General features: G+C 37.2%; 9 protein-coding genes. 4 read left to right on the forward strand and 5 right to left on the reverse strand.

The window, feature by feature from the left end; translation table 11 throughout:
• Positions 1 to 249: 249 nt before the first annotated feature.
• Together H5118_RS06840 and H5118_RS06845 are read right to left on the reverse strand one after the other, a co-directional pair.
• Positions 250 to 1,212, reverse strand: coding sequence for a transcriptional regulator (locus tag H5118_RS06840; RefSeq protein ID WP_182748281.1), 963 nt, complete (start codon positions 1,210 to 1,212; stop codon positions 250 to 252).
• A gap of 15 nt (positions 1,213 to 1,227) precedes the next feature.
• A complete protein-coding gene (locus tag H5118_RS06845) occupies positions 1,228 to 2,466 on the reverse strand; it encodes an AAA family ATPase (RefSeq protein ID WP_182692735.1) in 1,239 nt (412 codons plus the stop codon).
• A gap of 773 nt (positions 2,467 to 3,239) precedes the next feature.
• Between H5118_RS06845 and H5118_RS06850 the strand changes: the two genes are divergently transcribed.
• Positions 3,240 to 4,454 carry a hypothetical protein gene (locus H5118_RS06850; protein ID WP_024596523.1) on the forward strand — a complete coding sequence of 405 codons (1,215 nt, stop codon included), beginning with the start codon at positions 3,240 to 3,242 and terminating at the stop codon, positions 4,452 to 4,454.
• Positions 4,455 to 4,524: 70 nt separating this feature from the next.
• Here the strand turns inward: H5118_RS06850 and H5118_RS06855 are convergent, their stop codons facing one another.
• The gene (locus tag H5118_RS06855) at positions 4,525 to 5,400 is read right to left on the reverse strand and encodes a DNA replication terminus site-binding protein (RefSeq protein WP_182748283.1); all 876 of its coding nucleotides are present in this window, start codon (positions 5,398 to 5,400) and stop codon (positions 4,525 to 4,527) included.
• Positions 5,401 to 6,354: 954 nt separating this feature from the next.
• On the opposite strand from H5118_RS06855, the gene H5118_RS06860 reads away from it, so the two are divergent.
• Positions 6,355 to 7,704: a class II 3-deoxy-7-phosphoheptulonate synthase gene (locus H5118_RS06860; RefSeq protein WP_024596521.1), complete on the forward strand. Its 1,350-nt coding sequence runs from the start codon at positions 6,355 to 6,357 to the stop codon at positions 7,702 to 7,704.
• 63 nt (positions 7,705 to 7,767) lie between these two features.
• Here H5118_RS06860 and H5118_RS06865 read toward each other — a convergent pair whose 3' ends face one another.
• Entirely contained in the window at positions 7,768 to 8,577 is an 810-nt protein-coding gene (locus H5118_RS06865) for a pyruvate, water dikinase regulatory protein (protein ID WP_007583184.1), read from the reverse strand.
• A gap of 157 nt (positions 8,578 to 8,734) precedes the next feature.
• Between H5118_RS06865 and ppsA the strand changes: the two genes are divergently transcribed.
• Positions 8,735 to 11,110 (forward strand): phosphoenolpyruvate synthase, encoded by a 2,376-nt coding sequence (gene ppsA, locus H5118_RS06870; protein WP_182748284.1) that lies wholly within the window; start codon positions 8,735 to 8,737, stop codon positions 11,108 to 11,110.
• Between the two features lie 71 nt (positions 11,111 to 11,181).
• On the opposite strand, the gene H5118_RS06875 is transcribed toward ppsA, so the two are convergent.
• Positions 11,182 to 11,391 (reverse strand): PGPGW domain-containing protein, encoded by a 210-nt coding sequence (locus H5118_RS06875; RefSeq protein ID WP_182692823.1) that lies wholly within the window; start codon positions 11,389 to 11,391, stop codon positions 11,182 to 11,184.
• A 145-nt stretch (positions 11,392 to 11,536) separates the two neighbouring features.
• Between H5118_RS06875 and H5118_RS06880 the strand changes: the two genes are divergently transcribed.
• Positions 11,537 to 14,584 (forward strand): FAD-binding and (Fe-S)-binding domain-containing protein, encoded by a 3,048-nt coding sequence (locus H5118_RS06880; RefSeq protein ID WP_182748286.1) that lies wholly within the window; start codon positions 11,537 to 11,539, stop codon positions 14,582 to 14,584.
• Positions 14,585 to 14,721 lie beyond the last annotated feature (137 nt).

Consider the following 14,721-nt stretch of genomic DNA (forward strand, 5'->3'; position numbering starts at 1 on the left):
TTAGGCACTACATACAAATATAAAGATTAAACCACACGTTATAGATCACAATTTTACTAACAATAATAATAAACCAAGAGCAAATAGCTAAAAGGGGGCGATTAGTTAGTAAAAAAGTGATCTTGAAGAGGAAATATGATTATTTAAGGTAGGATTAGGCTAGTAAAGATCAGATTTTTACTAACAAAACAATCTGTCAGATCAGTATTTAACTAAGTATATATGTCTGACAGATCATTATTTAACTAACTAATTAAAGACACTTAATAGCTTAGTTAATTGTTCTAAGCGTTTGTCTGTCATCACTTTATTGTCGATTTTGATAGACACATCACCACTTTTTAAATTGCGTTGTACCGATACAAACTTATTTTCAAGTACAGCTTCACGCTTAACAGCAGCTTGAGGCTCAGCAGTTAGGCATTTAGTGATTGCCATTGCACGCTTGTCGTCACTTGTAATGGCGTTTAGCTCTTCATCACTAGCTAGGTCACTAACAAGTTGATTAAACGCCTCTTGGTCTCTCTCCTTTGCGCTCATGAGCTTTTTAGCCACTTCGCGACCCACGTGATTCGCAGTAGGGTAGAGTGCAATAACTTCAGCAGGTATTTGTTCATACGCTTTAACAGCATCTGCAATGGCAGTGTGTGATACACCTTCAATTGCAGCAATCTCTCTGTAAGATCCTTTTTTACCTTGTTCAATAAGCTCATTTTTAGTTTGCTGGTAAGCTTGTCCAAGCTCCCATAAACTTGGAGCGATATATTGATCTGAAGATACAGCTAAAATTTTAGCGTCTTGCTCAGTAAAGTCACTTGAACTAAGTACTAAATAATCGGCGTTACCTAAAATACAGGCCATACGACGGCGAGAACCCGCTAAGACTAAGCTTTTATCACCCTGATCCCAAAGTAACGCAGGGTGCTGATTACGGCCATCCTCTGCAATGGCAGGTAAAATATCCGATACTGACTTTTCGTTAAGAAGTGCTTGTACACGGCGGTTTTTACCGTACACACCTGTAGTAGATTCAATATCAGCGTGTGCGATCACTTTGCAAATAAGAGTAATTTGGCGCTCAGGATCGCTCGGTGCTGGCATGCGAATTACATCACCAGCATTTGCTTGTTCAAGTAATGCGTCAAGGCTACTACTTCCTACAGCTGTTGCAAAAGGATCTAAGCGGGTGTCATTTTTACGTTTTTTAGCCATTTTTATTTAACATCCTTACTTAGGGGTATTGAGTGTTGATTGAGTTGACTGCCAATTTGAACGAATAAGCATTTCTAGCTCATCGACCACATCTTTAATATTTTCTTGAGCGCGCATTAGTGATTCACGGCTTGCTAAGCTGTCTGACGCTTTTTGATCAAAAATAGTATTGAAAGACGAAGAGCTAGCAGTAATCGCCGAGCTGTGGTTGATTGGGTAACTCATAACTTGGCGACCGAATGCACTACGAACATCTTTAACAATATCGCGCTGTGAGTGATTACCTTTTACATAGTTGGTCACTAAAAACTGCATAAAGTCCCATCCCTCATGGCCAAGTGCCGCAACGGTATGGTAAATCTCGCCTAGTCGTTTTAAATATTTATTATTAGCATCAAAGTCTACAGCTTCTGGATGAACAGGGATAAGCATCGCAGTAGAAGCCATTAATGCATTATAAAACATAAAGTTAAGAGTTGGAGCTGTATCTATTAATATAATATCAAACTCGTCTTTAACAGGGTTAATTACTTTTTCAAGTAACTTATGGTAATGACGAGTTTGCTCATAATTTGAGGTGTCTTTGAGTAATGTTGCAGTTTCGTGCTCAAAATAAAAATCGTCCATACCTGATGGTAGTACACGAATATTTGGGATGTGCGTTGATAAAAATGAGTTTGAAACAAATTCAGGCCATGTTTCGCCCTCATCTAAATCTATACAATCACGCATTAAATCACCAACAGTAATTGGGTCATGCTCGCTTGAAGGAAAAAAGCTTGAAGAAGAACCTTGAGGATCTAAATCAATTATACCAATGCGATAGCGCTTAATATTTGTAGTTGCCAGCGCTGCTGCAATATTAACCATGCTAGTTGTTTTGCCACAGCCACCTTTGAGAGAATTAATGACAATAACTTGCAGTTTGTCATCACCAGTACGATGATCTGGTTTAATATCCATAATATCAGCCATAGCAAAAATGTTTACTAATGTGTAAGCATAATGACCATTGGCGCCGCGTTTTATGTTTAAATCATCAAAGTCACCGTTGTCATGACGTCTTTTTAAAGTACGATTATTACAACCTAATAAATCGGCAGCTGCTTTTTGCGTATAAGTTCTTAATTCTTTTTCTTCTGATTTAAGATGAGCACGATAGTGCTGAATACGACCTTCTAAAGATTTTTCAGCTACTTCTGCAGTTGCTTTTAAAAGCCGGTAGGTACTTAGCGCGTTATTATTGATAGACATACTTTCTTCCTCAAAGTTAGGCAGTTAGTATAATGTCCATTCAAATTGCTGTAAACAACTATTTAAGACGACATGCATTTTAAAAAGAAGACATTTAAAAATACTTTTACACTTTTAATATTGCTTAGTATAAATAAAGAAGTTTAAAGGTGGTTAAATATATAAGGTAGTAAAGGTTAAGGACCTTAAATTAACACATAACATTATGATTAATATAAACAATATAAAAAAAAGCAGATCAGCGCTATACTTGGTTAAGATCAGATCTTTATCTACCTGCAGATCACCTTTTTACTAAGCCTTATTTTTTAAATCAAGTTATACACAGGTTGCGCATAAGGTTATGAACAAAAAAAGCCCTTGAGATCAATTTTTTACTAAGTAAATTATAAAGTTATGCACTAACCTTAGCGTCAATAGGTACGTTTAATTAGTATAGATCTGATCTGTACTTGGTACAGATCAGATCTATGCTAACTCGATAAGCCTTTATCCACAGGGATATTAATTTTCGTATGAATTTGTCGTGCTAAATTTTAAAATAAAGCCATTGTGATGGACAAAATAACAGCTGAGTTAGTAAAAAACCGATTTGAGATGACCTAGTTAGTAAAAATATGATCTGAAATCGCAAGTTATGTACATTACTTAGTATAATAGTGATCTAAACGTTTTATTTAAAGTCAGATCACTTTTATACTAACTTAAACATTTAACTTTTGTTGTTTAATGTGTTGTTATTAGATGTCGCAATAAAAATGGAAATAAGAACAATGAGCCGAAAGGTCAACATCTCGGTAGATAATTTGCCCGATACACTCAGGGGCCAAATCCACGGGGTGGAAAGTGCAATTGATAACGAAAGTTTAGCACTATTTACAGACAACAAAGACGTGCGAATTTCTATTGAAAATGCAGCTCATGGTTTACGTGCATATTCAAACACGTTTAATCATTATGATTTGTGGGGCCGTTTTGTTCGCTCTGGCTATAAAAAATTGCCACTTGAAGAAGCGCCTAAAAAAACAATCATTACGCGTAAAATATCAGAGAAAGTAGATGGTATTTTATACGATGGTGAGATAAAAATTACCCCTGCTGTTGTCAGTACTCGTAAAGATGGTGAAGATATCGAGTATCTTGTTTGGCCATCGGACAGAGAAGAAAAAGTAGAACGAGCACTTATTCGTTTAGCTTCAAAAGGTAAAATAGTTAAAATTAATTTTAAGTCCGGTATTCAATACGCGGTTGTTTTTTCTATGAACGAATTAGCGCAAGAGCTCAAAGCGGTAGGGCAGTCAATGCCATATCCTGCAATTAAAGAGTCACTTGAAGCATTGCAAGGTTCTAAACTTTCATTTAAATATTCAGCAACCGATACTAAAAACTCCGATATAGATGATTCGTTTTACGAGTCAAATATGAACTTTTTATCGTCACTTCACTTTAGTGGTAAAAAAGGTCAAGGTGGCAATGTAAAGTGTGTGGCCTGCTTAAATGCGTTTGTTCATAACATGATTGATAACCTTGAATACAAAGGGTATTACTTTAATAGTGCACAAGAATTAAAACGGGGATTGTCGCGTTGGATGATGCTTCGTTTGTATCACCTTTGGCGTTATGCAGCTCCAGGTAAAACGTATCATTTTAGATTACTTTCTATTATGGAAAAATACGGATCTATTTATTCAACTGATGATATTACGGAAAATAAATTAAAAGCGCTTCGTCGTGATATGACCACCACAATGAAAGATTTGATTGAAAAAGGTGCTATATCAGAATACAGCATTACAAACGTCAAAGATGACAAAACTGGTAACATTATTGATTACACATACGAAATGCACCCCTCTGATCAGTTTTGCGATGAAATACTTACATTGAACAAACACAACAAACGCATTGAGATTCAAGGCGGTAAACGTATTGTTGAAAATGCAGTGTTAATTGATGAAGATAAAATAGAAGAGATAGTAGAAAAATAATAAACGCTATTTTAAATACCGTACATATTTACTAAAAAGGCCACATATTGTGGCCTTTTTAACATAATAGCTATCGGTCAACTTGTTCTAAATATAGCCTATCAACTAAAAAATCATACTCACGTTTTCGAGGATGAGCTTCGGGTTTTTTATAATCAGGTAAGATACCTAGTTTAACGTCTGCTTCTGGATTAATCAGAATAAATGGTAATGCGGCGCTCACATGATAGCGGTTTTGTGCTGTGTATCTCACATTAACTTGAGGGCTTACGCGAGTAGGGCGACGAATTCTTAATTTTTCCTTTTCACCTAAACTAGCAACCCGTAATTGTTCTTGAGCTACAAGTGATTGCCATTTTTGCTGATCTATCATTCTTGGATTTCGATAACTGGCCGATTTGTCGAGCATTTCGAGGGCCATTTTTTTAGTCAATGTTTTAGTTGCGTGCTTGTGCATCCAAGTAAACCTAACAGAAAATGGTGATTCACTCTCACTGTGAATCTTGCGATAAGCAGCAAGTGTTATTAAATTTGGTATTGCATTATGAACAGCCTCAAATCGGGCATCGTTATTATCAATTGCCAATATACACTCTTTGAAACTAGCTTTAGCTTTGTTAACCTGTGCTATACGATTATTTAAAGCTTGTTTATCTGCATTTTTAATAACAAATAAACCAGGGTGCCTTTTTAACACGCGACTGCTTAAGCCCGATTTTTTATAAATGTCAGAAAAGGAGTTTAAAATTGCCTTTTGAGCCGGCGCTCCAGTTATTTTAGAGACATGTATGGACTCAGGAACCTTATTTTCATCTAAATTACTTACATCAGGTAACTGATAGTACTCTGCTCTGGAAAACTCACATTCGTTTAATTCCTCAATTAACCTTAAAGTTAATTCGTTCATTAAATCAAACTGACTCCTAATTTGCACTTTAGTAACCACGGCACACCTCAAAGAACACATCTTACCAACTTCATATTATTGCATGCACTTTGCTTTGAGTAAATATTTAATAAAATATTAGTCGGTGTTCAGATAGCATTAAAAATAAATAATGTATGATGTGTTCTTTCTGGAGTAAATGGTTCTACTTATTCCTGTAATTTAGTACTGTTTTATTGATTAAAGAGTTAGTCCGCTTAGAGCTTAATTGCCCATGTAGTGTAATAAATGAGAAATGTAAAATGAACTTGGTGCGGTTGTATTCTAAATAATAGTGTTAGTTTTGGTTGTTTCTCTAATTAGTGATTAATATTATAACGTGTTTTAACTATGGGTTTATCATCCAAAAGCTTAGAATGTCATACATGATTTTTGCATGAGAGCCATTTAAGGCATCACTGGCAGTTAAGTTTTTAGTTATCACAACTTGCTAAATAACGTTGGCGGCAGGGTGGGAAGGTGAGTGGTGAATCAGCAGATTAACCTTGTGTCAGTTGTAAGTATATTCTGGCATCAGAATAATCAACAGCGCCGTTCTACTAGGCTTAAAGTACATATAAATGAGCAACACAAAATCCCATATCATATATTTAGGCCTGCACATAGTCCATGTTAGTTAATAATTAATTTAGCGCGTAAAGTTAAGATTACATTCGATGCAATTTTAGTATGATGTGTTCTTAGGTAAAATACATATAATATAGCCTTGTGCTTTATTTATTCTCAATGTGTTAAAATTGAAACTAATTAACTCTAATTGTATGTTTTTAATCACTTTAGTTTATTTAAAATAAAACTAAAGTGATTGTTATATAATCACCTGAGTTAAGTAAAATTACTTTTATACTTAACTCATAACTAAATAATTGGAAAATAGTGAATTTAGTCCTTGAACATAGGGGTCTGCATACGTTAATTTCTTCTTATCAGGTAATGTAGGAATGAGGAAAAATTATGTCATCGTGGAACCCAAATAGCTGGAGAGAGCTGCCAATACTGCAGCAGCCACAGTACCCAGATCAAGAAATACTTAAATCAGTAGAAGGCCAATTAAAAACGGCTCCGCCTCTAGTTTTTGCAGAAGAAACAAGAAGCCTATTCAAACAACTTGAAGACGTGTGCGAAGGTCGTGCATTTTTACTTCAAGGTGGTGACTGTGCCGAGTCGTTTAGCGATTTTAATGCCGCTAATATTCGCGATACATTCAAAACAATTTTACAAATGGCTGTTGTATTAACTTACGGGGGTAAATGCCCTGTAGTTAAAATAGCGCGTATGGCTGGTCAATACGCTAAACCTCGTTCAGCAGACTTAGAAACAATTAATGGCGTGTCTTTACCATCTTACCGTGGCGACATCATTAATAATATTGAGTTTACAGAAGAAGCGCGCATTCCAGACCCACAACGTTTAATGACTGCATACCATCACAGTGCCGCTACGTTGAACTTATTACGTGCATTTGCACAAGGTGGCCTAGCCGATCTTCATCAGGTTAACCGCTGGAACATGGGCTTTGTTGCTGCAAATCCACTTAAAGAAAAATACCAACAACTTGCAGATAAAATTCAAGACGCACTAGAGTTTATGGAAGTGTGCGGAATTAACTCTACAATTGCGCCAAGCTTAAAAGAAACCGATTTATACACTTCTCACGAAGCTTTACTACTTGGTTACGAAGAGGCACTAACACGTCGCGACCATTTATCGGGTGATTGGTACGATTGTTCTGCTCACTTTGTTTGGATTGGTGAACGTACACGCCAACTAGACCACGCACATATTGAGTTCTTTAAAGGCATTAAAAACCCAATTGGTGTTAAAGTTGGCCCAGGTATGGACCCAGACGACCTAATTCGTTTAATTGACGCATTAAACCCAGATAACATTCCTGGTCGTTTAACGCTAATTACACGTATGGGTGCAGACGTACTGCCAGAAAAACTCCCAGCACTAGTACGAAGAGTTCAACAAGAAGGCCGTAAAGTAATTTGGAGTTCTGATCCAATGCACGGTAATACTGAAAAAGCGACTTCAGGTTACAAAACGCGTAACTTCGATAATATCATGCGCGAGATCAGTCAATTCTTCGCTGTACACAAAGCTGAAGGTTCATACGCAGGTGGTGTTCACCTAGAAATGACAGGTCAGCACGTAACAGAATGTACAGGCGGTGCTTACGGTTTATCTGACGATGACTTAGCACAGCGTTACAAAACACAGTGTGATCCACGCCTTAACGCCGACCAAGTATTAGAGTTAGGCTTTTTAGTAGCTGATTTACTAAAAGACGCACGTAAATAATATTTATTGATACAAAAAAAACCGCTTAGTTGCGGTTTTTTTATTTCAAATTTGATGAGTAAGTCAGTACTTACGTCGCTCCAAGTCTGTTTCTATCAGTATTTTTGCAGAAATCTCTTCAACAGAATGATGCGTAGAATTAAAGTAAGCTATTTTGTGACGCTTATACAACATTTCCACTTCGCGCACCTCAATACGGCACTGTTTAATTGAAGCATACTTAGAGTTAGCCATACGTCGATGCCTTATAGCCGCAAGCCTCTCAGGGTCAATCGTGAGTCCAAATAACTTGTGTTTATAAGGGACTAAACATTTCGGCAAACCTTCATTATCTAAATCTTCTTCTGTAATAGGGTAGTTTGCCGCTTTAATGCCGTACTGCAGTGCTAAGTATAAGCTTGTAGGGGTTTTACCACTTCTGCTAACGCCAATTAAAATGATGTCTGCCTCGGAAAAGTTTTTAATATTTCCGCCATCATCATTCATAAGAGCATAGTTAACCGCATCAATTCTAAAATCATAACTTTTTTCGTGGATAGAATGCGTACGATGCATTTTTGGAACAGGAGCTACGTTGAGTTCTTTTTCTATTTTTTCGCTATACGTAGTTAAAAAATCATATGTAACTGCATCAGCCGATTTTATAATTTCACTTAAATTGTGATTCACAAAAGTAAAAAACACGAAAGGCTTTTCACCTGTTTTTGCAGCGGTTGCATTAATTAAAGCTTTAATTTCGTGTGCTTTTTCTTCAGTTTCTACAAATGGAATTGTTTTATGATTAAAATCGATAGGAAACAACGACAAAGTCGCATGCCCAAATACCTCTGAAGTAATTGCTGTTCCATCTGATATATAAAAAGCAGTTCTCATAATTAACCTTTTTATTTCGTTTAAATCCCTAAAATGGGTTTCCCACGGTTTACGTGAGGACTGTTGCCAGTGTAGAATGATGACGGCCTTTATAAAAGGTTTTCTTTCTTAACTCTCACAGTTAGACCTACAATTTGTTTTTTTTGGAGAAAGATCCGTGCAAGAATACGTTCTCTGGTATCAAGAGCTTGGTATGCAAGATGTTCCTCGAGTTGGCGGTAAAAACGCGTCACTTGGCGAAATGATTTCAAACCTCGCGAACGCAGGTGTACAAGTACCGGGTGGTTTCGCAACTACCGCAGATGCTTTTAATGAGTTTCTAGATCAATCAGGACTCACCGCCAAAATTCATGACATCCTAGATACACTTGATGTTGATGATGTAAATACACTCGCTAAAGTCGGTGCCGATATCCGCCAATGGATAATCGACACACCATTCCAACCAAACCTAGATCAAGCCATTCGCGACGCATATAGCCAACTCCATGGCGATACTGCAGCAGATGTTTCATTTGCGGTACGTTCATCAGCTACCGCTGAAGATATGCCAGATGCATCATTCGCAGGCCAACAAGAAACTTTCCTTAACGTTGTCGGTATCGATTCAGTCATGGTCGCTATTAAACACGTATTTGCTTCATTATTTAATGACCGTGCAATCTCATATCGTGTTCACCAAGGTTACGATCACCGTGGTGTAGCGTTATCAGCAGGTATACAGCGCATGGTACGTTCAGATAAATCAGCATCTGGCGTAATGTTTAGTATTGATACAGAGTCTGGTTTTGAAGACGTTGTATTTATTACATCAAGCTATGGCTTAGGTGAAATGGTTGTACAGGGCGCCGTTAACCCTGATGAATTTTATGTTCATAAACCAACACTCCTTAAAAACAAACCTTCAGTAGTACGTCGTAATATTGGTTCTAAAGTCATACAAATGATTTACTCAGAAGACAAAGCACATGGTAAGCAAGTAGACATCGTTGATGTTGACCCTGAGCTTTCTAATAAATTTTCGATTACAGATGAAGAAGTGCAAGATCTTGCCAAACAAGCTGTAATCATTGAAAAACATTACGGTCGTCCTATGGACATCGAATGGGCAAAAGACGGAAACGACGGCAAACTATATATAGTTCAAGCACGTCCAGAAACTGTCCGCTCAAACGAAGACTCAAACGTAATGGAACGTTTTCAATTAAATGGCACAAGTAATGTACTTGTTGAAGGCCGTGCAATTGGTCACAAAATTGGTAGCGGTGTTGTACGTGTTCTTGATTCAATTAAAGAAATGGACCAGGTACAAGTAGGCGACATTTTAGTAACAGATATGACCGACCCTGATTGGGAACCAATCATGAAACGTGCAGCAGCGATTGTTACAAATCGTGGTGGCCGTACGTGTCACGCGGCAATAATTGCACGCGAACTTGGTATTCCAGCAGTTGTTGGTTGTGGTAATGCAACTGATTTAATTAAAGCGGGACAAGAAGTAACAGTATCGTGCGCCGAAGGCGATACCGGCTTTATTTACGAAGGTATTTTAGATTTTGAAATACTAACGTCACGCGTTGATAAAATGCCAGAACTACCAATGAAGGTAATGATGAACGTGGGTAACCCCGATCGCGCCTTTGACTTTGCACGCTTACCGCATGCAGGTGTTGGCCTTGCGCGAGTTGAATTTATTATCAACCGTATGATTGGCGTTCACCCTAAAGCGTTATTAAATTTTGATGCGCAAACCGATGCATTAAAAGCAGAAATTACTGACATGATTGCCGGTTACGAATCACCGGTAGAGTTTTACATAACAAAACTGGTTGAAGGTATTTCAACGCTTGGTTGTGCTTTTGCACCGGAGCGTGTAATTGTGCGTATGTCTGATTTTAAATCAAACGAATACGCAAACCTAGTTGGTGGCCAGCAATACGAGCCAGAAGAAGAAAACCCAATGATTGGTTTTCGTGGCGCCGCACGTTATATCTCTGAAGACTTCCGCGATTGTTTTGCATTAGAATGTGAAGCTATAAAACGCGTAAGAAACGACATGGATATGGCAAACATTGAAATCATGATCCCATTCGTACGTACCCTTGAAGAAGGTAAACGCGTAATTGAATTACTAGAAGAGCATGGCCTTAAACGTGGTGAAAATGGTCTTAAAGTAATCATGATGTGTGAGCTGCCTTCAAATGCATTACTTGCTGATGAATTTTTAGAAATGTTTGATGGTTTTTCTATCGGCTCTAACGATTTAACACAGTTAACGCTTGGTCTTGATCGTGATTCAGGTTTAATCGCACATTTATTTGATGAGCGTAACCCAGCAATTAAAAAACTACTTTCTATGGCAATTAAAACAGCTAAAGAAAAAGGCAAGTACGTAGGTATTTGTGGTCAAGGTCCTTCAGATCACGAAGACTTTGCAGCATGGTTAGTAGAGCAGGGCATTGACTCTGTTTCACTCAATCCAGACACAGTAATAGAAACATGGTTATACCTAGCTAAAAAATTAGCAAAGTAATAAATAGGTAAGCTATAAAAAATGCCAGCAATGTATTGCTGGCATTTTTTTATACCCAATTAAAAGTTAAATTAACGGGCTATTTTTTTATCTAAATAAGCACATGATTTAGTTAACGCCTTTTGGCAAAGTGATAAGTAATGTCGCGCTTTAGGGTAATAAAACGAAAAACACAATAAACCCGCCATAAAAAATATAAGTGATGGTCCTGGTACAACCGCAAAAAATAACCCTAGTAAAATAAATAGCACGCCACTGATCTGTAATAGTAATTTTTTCATATAACACACCTCATTACTCGTTAACTTGAGTATAATTTAAGCTGCATTAAAATCGACTAAAAGAGTGTTACAAACTGTAAAATCTTCAATTTCTATTCGCCATCACCATGATATAATTAGTCAAATGCCCTAAAATATCGCCGTCATGATAGCAACAATTACACAGCAAGATGCCGCGACAGAACTTGTCGCAAATTACCTAAATACCATTGCAAGCCAAGGTTTTAGTGGAGATACCGATGCAAGTTATGCAACGCGTATTACTGCTTCAACCGATAACAGTGTGTATCAGGAAATACCCCAAGGTGTTATTTTTCCAAAAAATGAAAAAGATATTCAACTCGCACTGCAAACTGCATCTCGCGACCCATTTTTATCTTTAACTTTTGGCCCTCGTGGTGGCGGAACAGGTACTAACGGTCAATCGTTAACACCAGGTATTGTTGTAGATTTGTCTCGCTATATGCGCGAAATCCTCGAAATAAATGTAGAAGAAGGCTGGGTACGCGTTCAAACCGGCGTAATAAAAGATCAACTTAATGACTTTTTAAAACCTTATGGTTTTTTCTTCTCGCCCGATTTATCTACCAGTAACAGGGCAACTATTGGTGGCATGATAAGTACTGACGCCTCTGGGCAAGGTTCGCTAGTTTACGGAAAAACAAGCGATCATGTTTTAGGGCTTACAACTTATTTAGTCGATGGTACACCTATGTGTACCTCACCAATAGACATCGACAAAGCAAAAATTATAGCCGAGCAAGACTCTCTAATTGGTAGTTTATATAAAACAGTTTTAGATATTTCAGTTAATGAACGCGCAGCTATTTTAGCTAAGTTTCCACGGTTAAATAGGTTTTTAACCGGCTACGACCTAGAGCATGTGCTAAGTGATGACTTACTAACTTTTGATATGAGCCGCTTAATAACGGGTTCAGAAGGCTCATTAGGTATAGTAACTGAAGCTAAATTAAACCTAACGCCTATTGCCGAATTTAAAACCCTTATAAATATCAAATACGATAGTTTTGACTCAGCACTTCGTCATTCACCGTTTTTAGTTGATGCACGCGCAACATCGGTAGAAACCGTAGATAGCAAAGTTTTAAACTTAGCACGTGAAGACATTATTTGGAATTTAGTATCGGACTTAATAACCGACGTACCAAATAAAGATATGCAAGGCCTTAACATGGTCGAGTTTAATGCAGTATCAAACGATGATATAAAAGACAAAGTAGACACGCTTTGTAAACTTCTAGACGAATGCGTAGCAAATCAAACTAATGGCGTTATTGGTTATCAGTTAACCAGTGATAAAAGCGATATACTTAAAATTTACGCAATGCGTAAAAAGTCTGTGGGTTTATTAGGTAATGTAAAAGGCAGTCAAAAACCACTCGCCTTTGCAGAAGACACTGCAGTACCCCCTGAAAACTTAGCAGATTATATTGTCGAATTTAGAGCATTACTCGACAGCCATAATTTACAGTATGGTATGTTTGGCCATGTTGATGCTGGGGTTTTACACGTACGCCCAGCACTTGATATGTGCGACCCAGAACAAGAGAAACTACTTAGAACTATTTCAGATCAGGTAGTAAAACTAACCGCTAAGTACGGTGGTTTAATGTGGGGCGAACACGGTAAAGGTTACCGAAGTGAATATAGTCCTGAATTTTTTGGTGAGCATTTATATACGCAACTTCGTAAAATAAAAACAGCTTTTGATCCTAACAACCGCATCAACCCCGGTAAAATATGCACTCCTATCGATAGTGAAGACTCACTAGTTAGTGTTGATGGACAAAAGAGATCGCACTTCGATAAGCAAATATCAATAGAAGTTAAAACCAGTTTTAACAATGCAATGACCTGTAATGGTAATGGCATATGCTTTAATTACGATGAAAATTCACCTATGTGTCCATCGTATAAAGTAACTGGCGATCGTCGTAATTCACCAAAAGGACGCGCAAGTTTAATGCGCGAATGGCTTCGTTTACAAGAGTCAAAAAATGTAGATTTACTCGAAGTAGAAAAGCAGCTTAACAAAGGTGAAGTAATCACCTGGTGGGAACGTTTTGTTCACAGCCGCGAAAAACGAAAAGGTATTTACGACTTTTCTCACGAAGTAAAAGCGTCAATGGATGAATGTTTAGCATGTAAAGCATGTACAACTGCTTGCCCTATTAAAGTAGATGTTCCTACTTTTCGTTCGCGCTTTTTAAATTATTATCATAGTTATTATGCGCGTCCGCTAAAAGATTACCTTGTTGGTAACATAGAAAGCAGCGCGCCATTAATGGCAAAGTTTGCAAAAGTTATAAACCCAATTGTTAAAACATCATTAGTAAGCAATGTTATTAAAAAAACAGTTGGCTATGTTGATACACCACAGTTAAGTATTCCTGCACTTTCAAAGCGTATTACTAAAACACAAAAATTTGATTTTGATTTATTAAATAAATTAAATGCAGAGCAACAAAGTGAATATGTATTAATAGTACAAGACCCATTTACGAGCTTTTACGAAGCCGAACTAGTAGAAAGTTTTATTACTTTAATAACCCAACTTGGCAAAAAACCAATGCTATTACCTTTTAAACCAAATGGTAAACCGCAACACGTAAAAGGTTTTTTGCATGAATTTAAAGTTACAGCTAAAAATGCAGCTGAGTTTTTAAATAAATTAAATGATATTAATGCACCCCTAGTCGGTTTAGATGCGTCACTCGTTATGTGTTACCGCGATGAATATAATACAATTTTAGAAAATAACCGTGGTGAATTTAATGTGCAACTTGCCCATGAGTGGTTAGAAACACAATCGTTTAAATCACTAAGCGCAAAGCAAAATACAGATACCGAATTTACATTACTGAGTCACTGTACTGAAACAACTGCACTGCCAAAAGCGGCAAATGTTTGGCAAACAATTTTCAGTGATATTGGTTTAACATTAAAAACAACAAATACAGGTTGTTGTGGAATGGCGGGAACTTATGGCCACGAAGCACAAAATCAAGATAACTCACGTGCGCTTTACGAAATGAGCTGGAAACCAATTGTAGATAAAAATAAATCTGAGCAACTTTTATCTACGGGATTTTCTTGTCGTAGCCAAGTTAAACGTTTTGAAAAGTTTAAACCAAAACACCCAATTGAATTACTCGCACAGGTACTTAGCTAATAAAAGTTAAAAAAAAGGCGTAACTTAAAAATAAGTTACGCCTTTTTTTATTAATACCCATTCGCTTAATTAAATGATCGTTTTTGAGGCTGGAAAAACGCCTTGATACCTCGGCAAAAAATTCACTAATTTTTATA

This window comes from Pseudoalteromonas sp. SR41-1 (assembly GCF_014164015.1).
GTDB classification, from domain to species: Bacteria; Pseudomonadota; Gammaproteobacteria; order Enterobacterales; family Alteromonadaceae; genus Pseudoalteromonas; species Pseudoalteromonas distincta.